This window comes from Geodermatophilus sabuli (assembly GCF_900215145.1).
In the GTDB taxonomy this organism is placed as follows: domain Bacteria; phylum Actinomycetota; class Actinomycetes; order Mycobacteriales; family Geodermatophilaceae; genus Geodermatophilus; species Geodermatophilus sabuli.
In genome coordinates this window covers 16,462-32,852 of the sequence record NZ_OBDO01000001.1, presented here as the reverse complement: position 1 = coordinate 32,852, position 16,391 = coordinate 16,462, and the positions used below count along the sequence as shown (strand labels likewise).

General features: G+C 73.4%; 18 protein-coding genes and 1 pseudogene. 13 read left to right on the top strand and 6 right to left on the bottom strand.

Features of this window, described 5'->3' with window-relative positions:
- The first annotated feature begins 177 nt into the window (after positions 1–177).
- The 8 genes and pseudogenes from CRP39_RS00180 to CRP39_RS28270 all read left to right on the top strand — a co-directional run.
- Positions 178–1,812: a sodium-dependent transporter gene (locus CRP39_RS00180; RefSeq protein WP_097203375.1), complete on the top strand. Its 1,635-nt coding sequence runs from the start codon at positions 178–180 to the stop codon at positions 1,810–1,812.
- Positions 1,809–1,943, top strand: coding sequence for a methionine/alanine import family NSS transporter small subunit (locus tag CRP39_RS00175; RefSeq protein WP_097203373.1), 135 nt, complete (start codon positions 1,809–1,811; stop codon positions 1,941–1,943). Before CRP39_RS00180 ends, CRP39_RS00175 begins: the two co-directional genes overlap by 4 nt.
- 186 nt (positions 1,944–2,129) lie before the next feature.
- Positions 2,130–2,645, top strand: coding sequence for an RICIN domain-containing protein (locus tag CRP39_RS00170; protein ID WP_097203371.1), 516 nt, complete (start codon positions 2,130–2,132; stop codon positions 2,643–2,645).
- A 150-nt stretch (positions 2,646–2,795) separates the two neighbouring features.
- Positions 2,796–3,788 carry an alpha/beta hydrolase gene (locus CRP39_RS00165; protein ID WP_097203370.1) on the top strand — a complete coding sequence of 331 codons (993 nt, stop codon included), beginning with the start codon at positions 2,796–2,798 and terminating at the stop codon, positions 3,786–3,788.
- Positions 3,789–3,971: 183 nt separating this feature from the next.
- On the top strand, positions 3,972–4,136 hold the full coding sequence (locus tag CRP39_RS26540) for a hypothetical protein (RefSeq protein ID WP_172442188.1): 165 nt from the start codon (positions 3,972–3,974) through the stop codon (positions 4,134–4,136).
- An 83-nt stretch (positions 4,137–4,219) separates the two neighbouring features.
- Positions 4,220–4,510, top strand: a complete 291-nt coding sequence (locus CRP39_RS28275) for a CocE/NonD family hydrolase (RefSeq protein WP_101811037.1) — start codon at positions 4,220–4,222, stop codon at positions 4,508–4,510.
- Between the two features lie 108 nt (positions 4,511–4,618).
- The gene (locus tag CRP39_RS00155; protein WP_097203368.1) at positions 4,619–5,530 is read left to right on the top strand and encodes a dioxygenase family protein; all 912 of its coding nucleotides are present in this window, start codon (positions 4,619–4,621) and stop codon (positions 5,528–5,530) included.
- Positions 5,531–5,588: 58 nt separating this feature from the next.
- A pseudogene (locus CRP39_RS28270) lies at positions 5,589–5,684 on the top strand (2Fe-2S iron-sulfur cluster-binding protein); the annotation flags it as partial.
- Positions 5,685–5,693: 9 nt separating this feature from the next.
- Here the strand turns inward: CRP39_RS28270 and CRP39_RS00145 are convergent.
- From CRP39_RS00145 to CRP39_RS00130, 4 genes are all read right to left on the bottom strand, one after another.
- Entirely contained in the window at positions 5,694–6,833 is a 1,140-nt protein-coding gene (locus CRP39_RS00145; RefSeq protein WP_097203364.1) for a magnesium and cobalt transport protein CorA, read from the bottom strand.
- A gap of 230 nt (positions 6,834–7,063) precedes the next feature.
- The gene (locus CRP39_RS00140; RefSeq protein ID WP_097203362.1) at positions 7,064–8,680 is read right to left on the bottom strand and encodes an SLC13 family permease; all 1,617 of its coding nucleotides are present in this window, start codon (positions 8,678–8,680) and stop codon (positions 7,064–7,066) included.
- Positions 8,681–8,726: 46 nt separating this feature from the next.
- Positions 8,727–9,266 (bottom strand): carboxymuconolactone decarboxylase family protein, encoded by a 540-nt coding sequence (locus tag CRP39_RS00135; RefSeq protein WP_097203361.1) that lies wholly within the window; start codon positions 9,264–9,266, stop codon positions 8,727–8,729.
- Positions 9,263–10,129, bottom strand: a complete 867-nt coding sequence (locus CRP39_RS00130; RefSeq protein ID WP_172442185.1) for an SCO6745 family protein — start codon at positions 10,127–10,129, stop codon at positions 9,263–9,265. The genes CRP39_RS00135 and CRP39_RS00130 overlap by 4 nt, the downstream gene beginning before the upstream one ends.
- Positions 10,130–10,330: 201 nt before the next feature.
- Between CRP39_RS00130 and kaiC the strand changes: the two genes are divergently transcribed.
- The 4 genes from kaiC to CRP39_RS00110 are packed head-to-tail and all read left to right on the top strand — an operon-like array spanning position 10,331 to position 14,469.
- A complete protein-coding gene (gene kaiC / locus CRP39_RS00125) occupies positions 10,331–12,076 on the top strand; it encodes a circadian clock protein KaiC (protein WP_097203360.1) in 1,746 nt (581 codons plus the stop codon).
- Position 12,077: 1 nt separating this feature from the next.
- Positions 12,078–12,410 (top strand): circadian clock KaiB family protein, encoded by a 333-nt coding sequence (locus tag CRP39_RS00120; RefSeq protein WP_097203359.1) that lies wholly within the window; start codon positions 12,078–12,080, stop codon positions 12,408–12,410.
- Positions 12,407–12,745, top strand: coding sequence for a circadian clock KaiB family protein (locus CRP39_RS00115; RefSeq protein WP_097203357.1), 339 nt, complete (start codon positions 12,407–12,409; stop codon positions 12,743–12,745). Before CRP39_RS00120 ends, CRP39_RS00115 begins: the two co-directional genes overlap by 4 nt.
- Entirely contained in the window at positions 12,742–14,469 is a 1,728-nt protein-coding gene (locus tag CRP39_RS00110; protein ID WP_097203355.1) for a SpoIIE family protein phosphatase, read from the top strand. The genes CRP39_RS00115 and CRP39_RS00110 overlap by 4 nt, the downstream gene beginning before the upstream one ends.
- A gap of 24 nt (positions 14,470–14,493) precedes the next feature.
- On the opposite strand, the gene CRP39_RS00105 is transcribed toward CRP39_RS00110, so the two are convergent.
- Together CRP39_RS00105 and CRP39_RS00100 are read right to left on the bottom strand one after the other, a co-directional pair.
- Positions 14,494–14,901 carry a protein-tyrosine phosphatase family protein gene (locus tag CRP39_RS00105; protein WP_097203354.1) on the bottom strand — a complete coding sequence of 136 codons (408 nt, stop codon included), beginning with the start codon at positions 14,899–14,901 and terminating at the stop codon, positions 14,494–14,496.
- A 16-nt stretch (positions 14,902–14,917) separates the two neighbouring features.
- The gene (locus CRP39_RS00100; protein WP_097203352.1) at positions 14,918–15,901 is read right to left on the bottom strand and encodes a GNAT family N-acetyltransferase; all 984 of its coding nucleotides are present in this window, start codon (positions 15,899–15,901) and stop codon (positions 14,918–14,920) included.
- Between the two features lie 167 nt (positions 15,902–16,068).
- Between CRP39_RS00100 and CRP39_RS00095 the strand changes: the two genes are divergently transcribed.
- Positions 16,069–16,389: a GYD domain-containing protein gene (locus CRP39_RS00095; RefSeq protein ID WP_097203351.1), complete on the top strand. Its 321-nt coding sequence runs from the start codon at positions 16,069–16,071 to the stop codon at positions 16,387–16,389.
- Positions 16,390–16,391: the final 2 nt, after the last annotated feature.

Below are 16,391 nucleotides of genomic sequence, written 5' to 3'. Positions count from 1 at the left end.
CGGGAGGCCAGGCCGAGGTGACGAAGACCCGTGGCGTCGAGCCACGGCTCGACCGTGGAGTCCGGGGCTCTCCACAGCCGAGGCGCCTGAGTCCTGACATCCTCTCTTCGAATGCACGACGTGGACCACTGCCGCGTGAGCTTGCAAGGCTCGGCGGATCGCGACACCGGAGGCCGCATGAGCACGACGGCGGGACGAGCGACGGGACAGGCTGACGAAGAGCGCCGCCGCGGCGCGTTCAGCTCCAGGCGCGTCTTCATCCTGGCGGCGATCGGGTCGGCCGTCGGGCTCGGCAACATCTGGCGGTTCCCCTACGTCGCCTACGAGAACGGCGGCGGTGCCTTCGTGGTGCCCTACCTGGTCGCGCTGCTGACCGCCGGCATCCCGTTCCTGCTGCTGGACTACGCGATCGGCCACCGCCACCGCGGCTCTGCACCGCTCTCCTTCGCCCGGCTTCGCCGCGGCACCGAGGGACTGGGCTGGTGGCAGGTGGGCATCTGCTTCGTCATCGCCATCTACTACGCGGCGGTCATCGCCTGGGCGCTGCGCTACACGTTCTTCTCGCTCGATGAGGCATGGGGCGCCGACCCCGAGGGGTTCTTCTTCGGCGAGTTCCTCCAGGCCGGGGATGTCCAGGTCACCGCCGACGTGGTGCCCGGGGTGCTCGTACCCCTCGTGCTCGTCTGGCTGGCCGTCCTCGTGATCATGGCCCTCGGCGTCCAGCGCGGTATCGGTGCGACCTCGCTGGTCTTCATCCCGGTGCTGGTGCTCGCCTTCGCCGCCCTCGTGGTGCGGGCGCTGCTGCTGCCGGGCGCGGCCGCCGGCCTCGACGCGCTCTTCACGCCCGACTGGTCGGCACTCACCTCGGCTCCCGTCTGGGCCGCCGCGTTCGGCCAGATCTTCTTCTCGCTGTCGATCGGCTTCGGCATCATGATCACGTACGCCTCGTACGTCGGCCGTCGCGAGGACATGATCGGCTCCGGCCTCGTCGTCGGCTTCTCGAACTCCGGCTTCGAACTGCTCGCTGGCATCGGCGTGTTCGCCGCCCTCGGCTTCATGGCCCAGGCCGGCGGGGTCGCGGTCGGCGAGGTCGCCAGCGACGGGATCGGACTGGCCTTCATCGCCTTCCCGACGATCATCAGCGAGGCCCCGGCCGGCGCCCTCATCGGCGTGCTGTTCTTCGGCTCGCTGGTCATCGCCGGCATCACCTCGCTGGTCAGCGTGATCGAGGTCGTGATCTCCGCCGTCCGCGACAAGCTCGACACCAGCAGGCTGACCGCGACCCTCGTGGTCGGCGGTCCCGCGGCCGTGCTGAGCCTGGTGCTCTTCAGCACGACGAGCGGCATCTACGTGCTCGACGTCGTCGACCACTTCGTCAACCAGTACGGCATCCTCGTCGTGGCGCTGATCAGCATGCTCATCGTCGCCTGGGCGGTCCGGGCCCTGGCCGGTCTCGGCGAGCACCTCAACGTCCACGGCCGTCCCCGGGTCGGCGCCGGCTGGCGCGTGCTGACGAGCCTCGTCGCCCCGGCAGGCCTGGCCGTCGTGCTCGTCTTCGCGCTGCGAGACGACCTCGCCGCGCCCTACGGGGACTACCCCGGCTGGCTGCTGCTGGTCTGCGGTTGGCTGCTGGTCGCGGTGCTGCCGCTGGTCGGCTTCCTCCTCGCCCGACTGCCGTGGCGCGCCGGGACCCACCTGGACGGGCCGCCACCCGGCTCCGATCCGGCGGCGCCGTTGCACGCGACCCCGGCGACGGACCCGCCCCCAGGCAACCGCCCAGTGACCGGGCACGATGAGGGAGGACTCCGATGAGCACGGCCGCGCTCGTGATGATGGTGGTGGCGATGGTCGTGATCTGGGGCGGCCTCGTCCTGGCCATCGTCAGCCTGATACGCCACGGCGCCGTCGAGGACCGCGCCGAGGAGCTGCCCCGGAACGTCTGACCTCGGCGGACGACCGGTCGAGGAGGCGCGGTCGCTCGGGCAGGCACCGGCGCTACCGACACCCCACCCCGTTCGACCACGTAGGGCCCGGTCGGACGACCGAGCCCTACGGCCGGCCGGTATCAGGACCACCCGCACGCGCTCCTCTCTAGTGACCACCCGCACCGATCCCTGGAGAACAGACGCATGTCCAAGTCGTCCTGGCTCAAGCGCACCGCCCTGCTCGTCGTCCTGGCCGGTAGCGCAGCCCTCGTGGGGTCGTCTCCCGCCGCGGCCACCCCGTCCGCGGCCACCTCGTCGGCGCCGGCCGCGGCGGCAGCCCTGCCCGCCCGGACCACCCTGCAGGACCTCGCCACCGGGTTCGTCCTGGACAGCAACCACAGCGGCGAGGTCTACGCCATCGGCCGCAACGGCGGCGCGTACCAGACGTGGATCGTCACGCCCTCGGACCACGGCACCGTCACGCTGCACAGCGCGGCGACCAACCGCTGCCTGGACAGCAACACGAGCCGGCAGGTCTACACCCTCGGCTGCAACGGCGGGTCGTTCCAGAAGTGGCTGGTGAAGTCGAGCGACTTCGGCACCGTCGTCCTGCAGAACCTGGCCACCGGCTTCGTCCTGGACAGCAACCACGAGCGCAGCGTCTACACCATGCCGTTCAACGGTGGCTCGTACCAGAAGTGGATGCCGGCCGGGGCCTGACCGGAGCCGGCCGACCGCAGGAGAGCCCCGTGAGGACCCCGGTCCTCACGGGGCCCCCGCACGTCCGAGCCCGCGCCGGGACCGTGGTCGGCCGGCCGTCCCAGCCGCTACGTTCGCGGCTCGACGTCGACCGGTGGTGAGGAGCTGGGCATGGCCGAGATGGACCTGCGCGTGCGGCTGGTGGGGCGAGCGCTCCGGGCGGCGTCGATCGCCCGCATGGACGACGCCCGCATCGCCCGCGCGCAGCAGTCGAGGATCGGCCACAACCCGGTGACCGACCTGCTGTTCGGCGGCGTGGCGCCCGGTGTCTCGCTCCGCGACGGAACGGTGGCCGGCGCGACCGAGCCGATCCCGGTCCGGGTCTACCGCCCCGAGGACGTCACCGGGTCGCTGCCGCTGGTGGTCAACATCCACGGCGGCGGCTGGGTGCTCGGCTCGCTGGACCAGTCCGACTGGCTGTGCAGCAACGTCGCCGCGACGGTGGGCGCCGTTGTGGTGTCGCTCGAGTACCGGCTGGCCCCGGCGCACCCCTGGCCGGCCGCACCCGAGGACTGCTACGCCGCGCTCGTGGACATCGCCGCCCGCGCTGCCGAGTTCGGCGGCGACCCGCAGCGCCTGGCCGTCATGGGCGACAGCGCCGGCGGCAACCTCACCGCCGTCGTCACGCTCATGGCCCGGGACCGGGCCGGCCCCGCGATCACCCACCAGGCGCTGCTGTACCCGGCGACCGACCTCACCTTCGCCAGCCCCTCGGTGGCGGAGAACGCCGAGGCGCCGGTCCTCACCCGGCGCGACATGGACGCCTTTCGCGCCCACTACCTGGGCGGGCAGGACCCCACCGACCCGTACGTCTCCCCGCTGCTCGCGGCCGACCACAGCGGCCTGCCCCCCGCCCTCGTGCAGGTGGCCGAGCACGACCCCATCCGCGACGACGGGCTGCGCTACGCCGCGGCCCTCCGGGCGGCCGGCGTCCCGGTGCGGACGACGACCTACGTCGGGATGCCGCACGGTTACCTGGCCTTCCCGAAGCTGTGCCGCAGCGCTCCGCAGGCGCTGGGCGAGCTCTGCACCGAACTGCGCTCCGCGCTCGTGCCGGCGACCGCCGGGGACCCCGCCCGTCAGGGGCACGTCCCGGCGGGCTGACGGCGACTGGCGCACCGGCCGGCGGGGTGGCCGGTGCGGCCGCGCCGGTCACCCGTCGACGCCGACGGCACGGGGCGGGACGAATGTGACGTCTGCCCCCTGCGGATGACGTTCTCGTGTCGCGGGTGGAGTCCCGACGCGCCGGTGCCGATCCCCTGGGCACCGGACGAAGAGGAGCTCCCCATGCGGAACACGGCGTGCAGGGCCGTCGCCCAGGCCTCGCTCAGCGCGGCGACGGCGTCCCTGGACCACGAGCAGCCGTGGCCGCTGCTCCTGGTCGCGGGGTGGCTGACCACCGCGACCGACCTCGTGCTGCAGGCCGACGCCGCGGACGCCGTCCTGCTCTGACCGGGGCGACGACCGGTTCGTCGCGGTTCCCGGCTGCCGCCCCCGCTGGGCGGACAGCCCGGCCGGCAGGGCGTGGCTAGCGTGTGCGGGCTTCCACCCGCCCGACGAGAGGCCCCGACCCCGATGCCGACGCTGCCGCCGTCCCCCCGCAGCCGGCCTGGTCGCCCCTGTGGAGAAGGTCCGATGGAGGCCGGGGACACCCGCTTCCTCGTCTCCCGCGGCTACGTCCACGTGATCGGGATGCCGCGCGGGGGTGGGCAAGTCCGACAGCGGGGCTCACGGACCTGGACTCCTACGACCTCATCGAGTGGATCGCCGAGCAGCCCTGGTGTGACGGCAACGTCGGCATGGTCGGCATCTCCGGCACCACGTGACCAGCGCGACGACGACGCTGCACACCATCTACCACGACACGGCGCGGCGCCGGCGCTGCTGCTACCCGTCATCCCCCTCGACCCGCCGGCACCCGGAGGAAGCGACTCATGACCACCCACCAGGACCCCACCGCCGTCGACCCCGAGGACATCACCGAGGAGACCGTCACCGACGCCACCGTCGAGAGCTTCGCCGAAGCCCCCGACCAGCGGCTGCGGGAGCTGCTGCAGGCCGTGGTCCGCGGCCTGCACGGCGCGATCCGGGAGGTCGAACCGACCATCGCGGAGTGGGAGGCGGCCATCGACTTCCTCACCCGCACCGGCCAGAAGTGCGACGACGTCCGGCAGGAGTTCGTGCTGCTGTCCGACGTCCTCGGGGTGTCGGCGCTGGTCGAGAACATCAACCACCGCAAGGTCGCCGGCGCCACCGAGGCCACCGTGCTCGGGCCGTTCCACATGACCGTCTCCCCGCAGCGCGAGAACGGCGACTCGATCGACGAGGTCGGCGGGCGGGAGGTGTGCGTCGTCTCCGGGCGGGTGCTCTCCACCGAGGGCACCCCTCTCGCGGGTGCGGTCGTCGACGTCTGGCAGGCTGACGAGGACGGCTTCTACGACGTGCAGCGGCCCGACGTCCAGCCGCCGGGCAACGGCCGCGGGCTGTTCACCACCGACGACGAGGGCCGTTTCTGGTTCCGCACCGTCGTCCCGGCGCCGTACCCCATCCCGACCGACGGCCCCGTCGGCGAGCTGCTGGCCGCCACCTCGCGGCACGCCTTCCGGCCCGCGCACATCCACTTCATCGCCCAGGCCCCGGGCCACACGCCGGTCACCACCCACATCTTCGTGGCCGGCAGCCCCTACCTGGATTCCGACGCCGTGTTCGCGGTGAAGCGCAGCCTGGTGCGGGACTTCGCGCCGGTCGACGACCCGGAGCAGGCGGCCCGCCACGGGGTGGCCAACCCGTTCCGGCACGCGGTGATCGACCTGATCGTGCAGCCGGAGGGGGCGCCGCACCCGTGACGGCGACGGTGCCCGACCGGCTGGTCGGGCAGCGGGTCAGCGGGTCGCGGCGCCGACCGAGGCGGAGGTCCGGGAGGCGCTCAGCGGCAACCTGTGCCGGTACACCGGCTACGACGCCATCGTCGACGCGGTGCTCCGCTGCACGGAGGGGTGAGCGGGCCGGTCAGATCCAGCCGCGGCGCTTGAAGACGGCGTAGAGCGCCAGGCTCACCCCGACCATCGCCAGCAGCGCGAACGGGTACCCGAACGACCAGTGCAGCTCGGGCATGTCGTCGAAGTTCATCCCGTAGACGGTGCCCACCAGCGTCGGCGCGAAGAGGATGGCGGCCCAGGCGGAGATCTTCTTGACCTCCTCGCCCTGCGCGATCGAGGCCTCGGTGAGCTCGCGGATCTCCTCGTTCTGCCGCTGCGCCACCAGGGTGGCGTTCACGGTGAGGATGTCCCGCAGCTGCAGCCGGAAGCCCTCCACCCGCTCGGTGACCTGTACGACGTGGTCCTCGACGTCGCGCAGGTAGCCGCGCAGGTCCTCGTCGACGCCGTACTTGTCGAACCCGGCGGTGATCGCGGCGAGGATGCCGGTCAGCGGCTGGGCGGCCCGCTGGAACTCCAGCACCTCCTGGGACAGCTCGTAGATGCGCCGGGAGACGCCGGGGTCGCCGCGGAAGACCTCGGTCTCGATCTCGTCGATGTCGTTGGCCAGCCCCGCGACCACCGGCGAGTACCCGTCGACGACGGCGTCCAGGATCGCGTAGAGCACCGCCTCGCTCCCCCGCTCCAGCAGCGCCGGCTCGCTCTCCAGCCGGCGGCGCACCCGGGAGAGGTCCGGCGACTCGCTGTGCCGGACGGTGATCGCGAAGTTCGGGCCGAGGAACAGGTGCAGCTCCCCGAACTCGACCTCCTCGGCCGCGTCCAGGTACCGGGCGGCCTTGAGGACGACGAACAGGGTGTCGCCGTAGCGCTCGAACTTCGGCCGCTGGTGGGCCTTGATCGCGTCCTCGACGGCCAGCTCGGGCAGGTCGTACTGCTCGGCCAGCTCGCCGAGCTCCCCCGGCTCGGGCCGGTAGAGGCCCAGCCAGACCAGGCGCTCGGGGTCCTCGACGAGCCACTCGTGGCTCTCGGCGACGGTCTCCGGCGTCGCCACCCGCCGGCCGGAGGAGTAGACGGCGTTGTCGACGATCAGCGACTGCCGCTGCCGGTCGGCGGGAGCCGGCGCGGGCGCGGGCAGCGGCGCGAGGCTCAGCTCGGGCCGCGGACGGCGGCCGAGGGACAGGGCGGTGAGGGACGCACGGCGGCGGTCGACCACGACGGACTCCCAGGGGGGCGCTGGAGCGGGGGGACACACGGGGGTGTGCACCCGCGCGAGCGCGTCAGGCGGTGCGGACCCCGGTGCCGGTACTGGGCGGTTCGCTGCGCATGCGCTCGCACTCCCTCCCGTCCGTCGGCCGACCTCAGGTCAGCGGGCCGTCGTCCATCGTGACACGCGCTGTCCACTCGCCTCCCTCCGACGGGTGGACAGCGGTCGACGGGGCCCTGTCAGCCGACGCCCAGCACGAGGTCGATCAGCACCGGCAGCAGGACGACGATCAGCAGCGCGCCGAGGACGTCGAAGGAGATGCCCGACCGGATCATCTTGGTGATCGGCACGACGCCGGAGCCGTAGACGATGGCGTTCTGCGGCGTCGACACCGGCAGCATGAAGCCGAACGACGCCGCGAACGTCGCCGCCAGCGCGGGCACGAACGGGTTGATCCCGGCGGCCACCGCCACCGGGATGATGATCGGCACGACGACCGCGGCCGACGCGGTGTTGCTGGTCGTCTCCGAGATGATGATCGCCAGCAGCACCGCGAAGACGGTGATGGCGAACGTGCTGGTCAGTCCGAGGGTCTCCGCGGCGCTGGTACCGATCGTCTCGGCCAGCCCGGTGTCGGCGAGCAGTGAGCCGAAGATGATCCCGGTGCCGAACAGCAGGATCGTGCCCCAGTCGATCTTCGCGGCGTCCGACCAGTTGAGCGTGAACTCCCGCGCCTTCCAGTCCGTCGGCAGCAGGAACAGCAGCGAGGCCCCGAGGACGGCGACGATGCCCTCGTCGAGGCGGTCGCTGATCGTCGTGTAGAGGTCGGACTCTGTGCCGGCGGTCAGCGCGATGACGCCGGGGAAGATCCACAACGCGACGGTGATGCCGAAGGCGATCAGCGTGTTCTTCTCCGCCCGCGTGACCGGGCCGAGCTCCGCGCGCTCCTGCTGCACGTACTCGTGCACGCCCTCGATGCGGCGGATCTCCGGCCGGTTGAGCAGCAGCAGCACCGCGGCCAGCGCCACGAACATCAACGCGCAGATGGGCAGCGCCATCAGCATCCAGTCGAGGAAGCCGATCCGCTCGCCGGTCGCCTCCTCGATCAGGCCGCGGCCGATCAGGTTGGGCGGCGTGCCCACCGGGGTGAGCAGCCCGCCGACGCTGGCACCGTAGGCGAGCATCAGCATCAGCGCGACGCCGACCCGCAGCCGCAGCGGGTCGAAGTCCGGCGCGACCATCTCCTTGTCCTGCAGGAGCTTGGCGATCACCGAGAGGATGCCGATCGCCGTCGGCAGCAGCATCGCGACGGTGGCGGTGTTGGAGACGAAAGCCGACAGCAGCGCAGTGATCAGCCCGAACGCGATGATCACGCGCGCGGTCGAGCCGCCGACCCAGCGCATCGACAGGATCGTCATGGCGAACCGGCGCGCGACGCCGTGCTTGAGCATCGCCGCGGCGAGGATGAACGCGCCGATGAAGGTGAAGACCGTCGTCGACCCGAACGGCCCCAGTGCGTCGTCGGCCGGCACCACGCCGAGCACGACGATCGCCCCGACCCCGATGAGGCCGCCGACCGGGATCGGCACCGGCTCGGTGATCCACAGGACGATGACGCCGAGCAGCACGGCGGCGAGCAGGTGCTGGTCCCGCGGCAGGTCGAGGGGCAGGAACGCGAAGACGACGGTGACGACCGGGGCGAGGAACAGCCCGACGGTGCGCCGTCCCTTCTCGAACCGCTCCTCCGCCGGGCTGAGGGTCTGCTCCCCCAGGCTGCGGTAGGTGGCCGAGCCGCGGAACGCGGCATCGACGTCGGTCCGCTGTCCGGACCCGCTCCCCCGGTCGGTGGTCGTCATGACGCCTCCACGTGAGACTGGAACGCCGACCATAGGGAAGGCCGGCCTATCCGGCGACCTCACCGTCGGGCGGCGGTACCTCCAGCGCGACGAGGAAGCGCGACACCATCGCGTACCCGGCGACCAGCGCGACCAGCTCGACGACCTGCCGGTCGTCCAGGTGTGCCCGGACGGCGGCGAACACCTCGTCGGGGACGGCGACCGCGCGGGTGGAGGCGTCGGTGAACGCGAGCACAGCGGCCTGCACCGGCGTCCAGACCGGCTCGGCCCGGGCGTCGGGCAGTCGCAGCACCCGCAGCTGCAGGTCGACCAGCCCGGCGCGGCGGCCGATCGGCTCGTGGGCGGCCCACTCGAAGGCGGCGTCGTTGAGCACGGCGACGCGCAGGACGACCAGCTCCCGCAGGTCGGCCGGCAGCGTCGTCCCCCCGCGCAGCGCGCCCAGCAGCGCGTTCCAGCCCTCGGCGACCGGTGGGCTGTGCAGCAGGAGCCGGTCGAGCGTGGACAGCCGGCCGCCGCGGCGCGCCCTGAGGACCTCCGCGGACGGCCCCTCGTCAGCGGCCTCCGGGAGGCGGGGCGCGGGAGTCACCGGGCGGCGAAGGTGCCGGTCGGGTAGGCACCGGCCGCGACCAGCCGCCCCGACAGCAGCCGGCCCAGCTCCACCACCCGCGCGGTCCGCTCGGCGCCCAGGTGCCGCCAGGGCGCGGCGGACAGCTCGTCGGTCTCGGCCTCGATCGCGGCCCGCAGCTCCCGGCCGGCGTCGGTGAGCGCGCCGTCGGCGAGCAGGCCCCGCTCGCCCAGCGCGGCGCAGGCCGCGGCCCACTCCTCGTCGCTCCAGCCGCGGGTGGCCTTGGCCGCCGCCTCGGTGAAGCCCCGCCCGGTGACCGTGTGCGTCACCAGCGCCTCCAGGCCGCTCAGCCCGTGCCGCAGCAGGGTGGCGACGTGCCCGTCACCGCGGTGCTCGCGCAGCAGGGTGGCGCCGTGCCAGAGGGCCGGCAGCGGCTCGTCGGGCCAGGGCAGGTCGGCGTGCCCGGCGTAGAGGGGCCGCCCCTCCGGGGTGAGCGCGGCACACGCCTCCCGCACCAGCTGCGCGAGCTCGGCGACCTCCGGCGCGGCCGTGGCCTCCGGTCCACCGAGCAGCCGGGTCAGCGAGGCGCGGGCGGCGGCGAGACGGGCGGCGAGGACCTGCTCCGGCGGAGCCAGGGTCCAGGCCCGCGGCAGGTGGCGGGCCACGACCGCCGGCGCGAAGTTGTAGAAGGTCGCCGTCACCAGGCCGGGGCCGACCGCCCCCATCGGCGCGGCACGTCCGGCGAAGTAGCACATCCGCCCCGGCCGCAGGCCCGCCGCGGACAGGTGCTCGTCGTGCTCAGGTGCGAAGTAGAGGTGGTTGTGCAACGGCTCGACCGCCCGGTGGGCGCGGGCGACGTCGGCAGGGTGATCGGCGCTGACCATGCAGCGACCCTAGAAGCACCCCGTCCTCCCCACCCTTCGCAGGCTCGGGGCGGTGTCCCGGACGGGGCCGCCGTCCTCCCCTCCACAGGCCCGGGGCGGCACGCCGGACGGGGGCCGGCGTCGCACGTGTCTCCCGCGCCGAGTCCCTTCTCGCGGGCCGGTGATCGCCACTAGCTTGGGCACTCCAGGTAGGAGGTCCTCATGGCGCCGTCGATCCACGCGCCCAGGACGCGCCCGGCCGTCAGCTCCGGACTGGGGAAGGCGCCGACCGGCATCCGGGGGTTCGACGAGATCACCGGCGGCGGGTTGCCGCGCGGCCGGGCGAGCCTGGTCACTGGTGGGCCCGGTGCCGGCAAGACGTTGTTCGGCCTGGAGTTCCTCGCCCGTGGTGCACAGGACTACGACGAGCCGGGCGTGCTGCTGGCGTTCGAGGAGTCGGCCGCGGAGTTGGCGGACGACGTGGCCTCACTGGGTCTCGACCTGGCCGGGCTCGAGGCCTCGGGGGACCTGGTCGTCGACGCGTGCCGGGTCGACGCGACCGACTTCGTGACGACCGGGGAGTTCGACCTCGACGGCCTGTTCATCCGCCTGTCCGCCGCGGTGCAGGCCACCGGCGCACGGCGGGTGGTGCTCGACACCATCGAGGTGCTGTTCGGCGCACTGGACAACGAGGCGGTCGTCCGGGCGGAGTTCAGCCGCCTGCTGCGGTGGCTGAAGGACCAGGGATTGACCACCCTGATCACCGGCGAGCGCGGCCGCGAGGGACAGCTGACCCGGTACGGCATCGAGGAGTACGTCTCCGACTGCGTGATCGTCCTCGACCACCGGATGCACGACGAGATCGCCACCCGGCGGCTGCGCATCGTGAAGTACCGCGGATCCGGCCACGGCACCAACGAGTACCCCTTCCTGGTCACCGACCGCGGTCTGATGGTCTGGCCCATCACCTCGACCCAGCTCACCTACCCGGTCTCCACCGACCGGATCTCGCTGGGGGTGCCCCGGCTGGACGAGATGCTGACCGGCGGCGTCCACCGCGGCTCCACGGTGCTCATCACCGGGACCGCCGGCACCGGGAAGACGACGCTGGCCGCTGCGGCCGTCGATGCCGCCTGCGCCCGCGGCGAGCCCGCCCTGTTCGTGTCCTTCGAGGAGTCCCCCGACCAGCTCGTGCGGAACATGCGGTCGGTCGGCATCGACCTCGGCCGATGGGTGGACGCAGGGCTGCTGCGCCTGTGGGGCCAACGGGCCACCGCGTTCGGCCTCGAGAGCCACCTCGCCGCCATCGAACGGCTGCTGGACGAGACCACGCCGGCCATCGCCGTGCTCGACGCCGTCGGCAGTCTGACCCACGTCGGCGCGCAGTCCGAGGTCACGGCCGCAGTGGCCCGTGAGGTCGACATGATGAAGTCGCGCGGCATCACCGGGGTCCTCACCAGCCTGAGCCACGAGGGGCAGGCGGAGACCAGCTCGGTGGATGCCTCGTCACTGATCGACACCTGGCTCCTCCTGCGCAACGTGGAGAGCGACGGCGAGCGCAACCGGCTGCTGTTCGTGATCAAGAGCCGGGGGACGGCGCACTCCAACCAGGTGCGCGAGTTCATCCTGACCGACCACGGCGCCGAGCTGCTGGACGTCTCCGTGGGGCCGCGGGGCGTCCTGACCGGCTCCGCCCGGATGGCGCAGGTGGCCGAGGAGCGCGCAGCCGAGGCTGAGCAGAGCGCCGAACTCGAGCGGCGGCGGCTGGCCCTGGCACGACGCTCCGCCGAGGTCGAGGCCCAGATCGCGGTGCTGCGCGAACAGCTGGCGACCGAGACCGCCGCGCTGGACAGGTTGGTCGCCGAGGAGTCCCGTGGAGGGGACGCGCGCGCGGCGGTCCGGGCGACCCTCGCCCGCCGGCGCCAGGGCGGACGGGACGCCCCCCCACCAGCAGGACGGGAGGGGTGACGTGGAACCCGCCGGCGGTGCGCACGGCAACCGGGCCGACGACCCCCTGGAGGTGTACGAGCTGCGCCTCTACCTCGCGGGGCACAGCCCGAAGTCGGTGCGCGCCGTCGAGAACCTGCGCCGCACCTGCGAGGAGCACCTCGCCGGGCGGTACCGGATCGAGCTGGTCGACCTCCTGGAGAACCCGCAGCTCGCGCGGGGGGACGAGATCATCGCCGTCCCCACCCTGGTCCGCAAGCTCCCCCAACCCGTCCGCAAGATCATCGGTGACCTGTCGGACACCGAGAAGCTGCTGGTCGGGCTGCAGTTGCGCCCTGCGGGCGGCGGGCCGTGACCGGCCCCGCGGAGGGCGCCCCGCGCTGGTCGCTGACGCTGTACGTCAGCGGCGCCTCACCGCGCTCGGCACAGGCCCTCGACACGGTCCGGCGGGTGTGCGACGAGGCGCTCCCGGGCCAGGTCGACCTCCGGGTGGTGGACGTCGCTGAGGACCCGGACCTCGCCGGCGAGGACCAGGTCCTCGCCGTACCCACCCTGGTCAGGCAGCGACCCGCCCCCGTGCGTCGGCTCGTGGGTGACCTGGCCGACGCCGACCGCGTCCGCGCGGGGCTCGAGCTGGTGGCGCCGCCGTCCCCGTCGACCGCGCGCGGCCGGCTGCCGGGTGAGCCGTGACCGGCCACCCACCGGAGGACGGTGCCGTTCACCCGGCGGACGAGTTCGCCACTCTCCGTCTCCAGATCGAGGACCTGCGGCGAGCGCTCACCGCGATCCGCGGGGGGGACGTCGACGCGGTCGTCCTGAGCGGACCGCAGGGACAACAGCTGTACACGCTGGTCAGCGCCGACCGGCCGTACCGCGTGATCGTCGAGGAGATGGGCGACGGCGCGGCCACCGTCTCCGAGCGCGGGATCATCCTCTTCGCCAACCGGCGCATCGCCGACCTGGTCGGGACCGACCGCGCCGCGCTCCTCGGCAAGGACATCACCGGCCTCGTCGACGCCTCGGCGGCCGACACCCTGGCGTCCCTGCTGACGACCGTCCCCGGGACCACCCGCCACGGGGAGCTCGTCCTCGCCGGCGCGGCGGGATCGACCGTGCCGGCGCTGGCGTCGGTGACCGGACTGGACATCGAGGGCACCATCGTCCGCTGTCTGACCGTCTCCGACCTCACCGACCGGCGGCGCAACGAGCAGGAACTGGTCGGGGCCTACGCCGATCTGACCCGGTCCACGCGGGAACTGGAGGAGGCGCAGCGGATCGGGCGGATCGGCAGCTGGTTCTGGGACGTCGCCTCCGGCGAGCTCGACTGGTCGATCCAGATGTACCGCATCTTCGGCATCGATCCCGGAGCGACCGGGTCGACCGCCCAGCAGGCCCTGGCGACCGCCTCGCACCCCGAGGATGCCGCCGCGGCCACCGCCGCGTGGGATCGCGCGCTCGCCGACCACCAGCCGTTCGTGGTCCAGCAGCGGTTCATCCACGCCGACGGGAGCCTCCGGCACACCGTGACCCGCGGAGAGGTGATCTGTCGGCCCGACGGCACCGTGAGTGGGATGCGCGGCACGACACAGGACGTGACCGAACAGCGCCGGGCGGCCGAGGCAGTGGTCGAGGCCCGTGAGGCGCTGGTGCGCCAGACGATGGAGCTGGCCGAGGAGCACCGGGTCAAGGAGTCGCTGCAGCGGGCGATCCTGCCGGCGCGCCTCCCCACGGCGCCCCAGGTGGAGCTGGCGGCTCGCTATCTGCCCGCCGACCGGCCCTCGCTGGTCGGCGGTGACTGGTACGACGCCTTCTGGTTGCCGGACGGGTGCCTGGCGGTGGCCGTGGGGGACGTCGTCGGTCACGACCTCGACGCCGCCGCGACGATGGGCCAGGTGCGCAACGCCCTGCGGGCCTACGCGTTCAGCGAGGGCACGCCCGCAGCCGCCCTCACCAGACTCAACGCCCTGACCACCGGCCTGCACGACGGCGGGCTGGCCACCGCCGTGTTCGGCCGCCTGGAACCCTCCCGCCACTCGTGGCGGTGGGCGAGCGCGGGGCACCTCCCGCCCCTGTTGATCAGCCCCACCGGTGTCCGCCTGCTGGCCGACCCCGCCGGCATGATGCTGGGTGCCACCTCCGGGACCTCCTTCGCCGACGCCCTCACGCCCCTGTCGCACGACGACCTGGTGCTCCTGTACACCGACGGGCTCATCGAACGACGCGACCGGGACCTCGACGCCGGCTTCGCCGCGCTCGTCCACGCCGCCCACGACCTCGTCCGCCAGCCGGCGGAGGTCGTCTGCGACGCTCTCCTCGACCGGCTGCTGCCCGCCCACGGGCACGAGGACGACGTCTGCCTGCTCGCCCTCCGCCTGACATCCCGCGCGGGGGCGGCGCGCCCGGCGGCGAGGTGATCGGCGCCGACCGTGCGGCGGGACTCAGCCGGGCTCCCCCGGTGGACCGATCGATCGCAGCCAGCGGCGCTGCCAGGGCGTCTCCACCGCGCGGGGGTGGTATCGAGCACGGATCCACCGGACGGCGTCCGCGGCCGGGAGCCCGTCCAGGACGGCGAGGGCGGCAAGCGCCGTGCCGGTGCGGCCGACCCCGCCGGAGCAGGCCACCTCCACCCGTTCCCCCGCGTACGCCCGCCGGTGCGCCTCCCGCAGCGCGTCGAGGGCATCGGCGGTGTCGGTCGGCACCCAGAAGTCGGGCCAGCGCACCCGCCGGTACGGCCAGGGCGGGAGCGGGCCGGAGCCGAGGACGACGGTGAGGTCGACCGGGGACGCCGGCTCGCCGAGTCGCCGTCCGCGGACCCGCGCGCCGGAGGGCAGGGTCACCTCGGTCATCGAACGGTCGCCTCGCTCATCCCACCGGGGACAGGGAGTACGCCCACTCGGTGCGGGTGCGGACCGTCGCGAAGCCCATCCGCCGGTAGAGCGCCGGGGCGCCGGTGGCGTTCGCGGTGTCGACCTGCAGCCCGGCGGTCGCGCAGCCGTCCACCGCCGCTGCCCGCAGTGCGGCGGCGATCGCCACCGAGGCGATCCCCTGGCCGCGCGCGCCCGGCAGCACCCCGATCTGCCCCAGGTACGACTGGCGGGCGCCGGTGGCCCGCGTGTCGGCGTCGAAGACGTAGGCCAGCACGTAGCCGATGACCGCGCCGTCGGCCAGCGCCAGCACCGACAGCTCGGGGCGGAACGCCTTCTGCCCGGTGAACCAGGCCCGCCAGGAGACCTCGTCACGCTCGAGCGAGCCGAAGTGACCGGCGAAGGCGGTGTTGTGGGCCAGCCGCACCTCCTCGTCACGGTCCCAGGTGAAGGGCACCAGCTCGACGCCCGGCACCGCCGGCACCTCCGGCAGGCCGGTCAGGGGCCGCTCCATGTCGGAGTACCAGCGCTCCGGGGTGAACCCGGCCCGCCGCACCAGGCCCTCCAGTGCGGTCATCGCGGGGGAGACCGACACCAGCAGGCGCCCCTCCGCCTCGGGGTGCTCGCGGCGGTGCAGCTCGGCACCCCGGCCGACCTGCCAGTCCAGGAGGCAGCGCCCGATGCCGCGGCCCCGGTGGGCAGGGTGCACCCGGCCCTCCAGCCAGACACGGAAACCGTCGCGGACGCCGCCGGTGGAGACGGCGGTCGCCCAGCCGGCGAGGTCGCCGTCCGGACCGCAGACCGCGAGCCCGTCCGACCGCAGGTCGACCCGGTCGTTGACCCACCACTCCCGGAGGTCGTCGGCGTCCTCGTGCTCACCGGTCCGGTCCAGGGGCTCAGCGGCGGCGAGGAGCGCGGCCGCCGCGTCGACGTCCTCCGGGGTCAGGGGCCGGGCGGTGAGGCCCTCGGGCAGCTGCGGCACGGGATCGCAGCGTAGGGACGACTCCCCGCCGTGGCGACCCAGTTACGGCTCCCGACCATCCGTCGCCGCCACGCCGCGGCCGCCTCGACCCGCGCCCACGGGCGTTGCGCCCCCGGGAGGCCACCCGGAGCATCGCACGGGCACGGGGGCCGGACACGGAGGTCGCCATGCCCCGCTTCCTCATCATCGGCAACTACGCGCCGGTGGGCGCCAAGGCGATCATGTCGGCCGGCGGCACCGCCCGCCGTTCGGCGATCGAGAAGATGCTCTCCGACGTCGGCGGACGCGTGGAGACCTTCGACTTCGCCTTCGGCACCGACGACGTCTACGCGATCGTCGACCTGCCGGACCAGAAGACCGCCGCTGCGGTGAGCCTGACGATCAACGCCTCCGGGGTGGCAGCGACGCGCACGATCGTCCTGATGACTCCCGAGGAGGTCGACAGGGTGGGACAGGTGCACGCCAACTACCAGCCGCCGACCGCCTGAGG

Coding starts and splice junctions, on each gene's coding strand:
- CRP39_RS00180 (WP_097203375.1), top strand. CDS start 178: ATGAGCACGACGGCGGGACGAGCGACGGGACAGGCTGACGAAGAGCGC.
- CRP39_RS00175 (WP_097203373.1), top strand. CDS start 1,809: ATGAGCACGGCCGCGCTCGTGATGATGGTGGTGGCGATGGTCGTGATC.
- CRP39_RS00170 (WP_097203371.1), top strand. CDS start 2,130: ATGTCCAAGTCGTCCTGGCTCAAGCGCACCGCCCTGCTCGTCGTCCTG.
- CRP39_RS00165 (WP_097203370.1), top strand. CDS start 2,796: ATGGCCGAGATGGACCTGCGCGTGCGGCTGGTGGGGCGAGCGCTCCGG.
- CRP39_RS26540 (WP_172442188.1), top strand. CDS start 3,972: ATGCGGAACACGGCGTGCAGGGCCGTCGCCCAGGCCTCGCTCAGCGCG.
- CRP39_RS00155 (WP_097203368.1), top strand. CDS start 4,619: ATGACCACCCACCAGGACCCCACCGCCGTCGACCCCGAGGACATCACC.
- CRP39_RS00140 (WP_097203362.1), bottom strand. CDS start 8,680: ATGACGACCACCGACCGGGGGAGCGGGTCCGGACAGCGGACCGACGTC.
- CRP39_RS00130 (WP_172442185.1), bottom strand. CDS start 10,129: ATGGTCAGCGCCGATCACCCTGCCGACGTCGCCCGCGCCCACCGGGCG.
- kaiC (WP_097203360.1), top strand. CDS start 10,331: ATGGCGCCGTCGATCCACGCGCCCAGGACGCGCCCGGCCGTCAGCTCC.
- CRP39_RS00105 (WP_097203354.1), bottom strand. CDS start 14,901: ATGACCGAGGTGACCCTGCCCTCCGGCGCGCGGGTCCGCGGACGGCGA.
- CRP39_RS00095 (WP_097203351.1), top strand. CDS start 16,069: ATGCCCCGCTTCCTCATCATCGGCAACTACGCGCCGGTGGGCGCCAAG.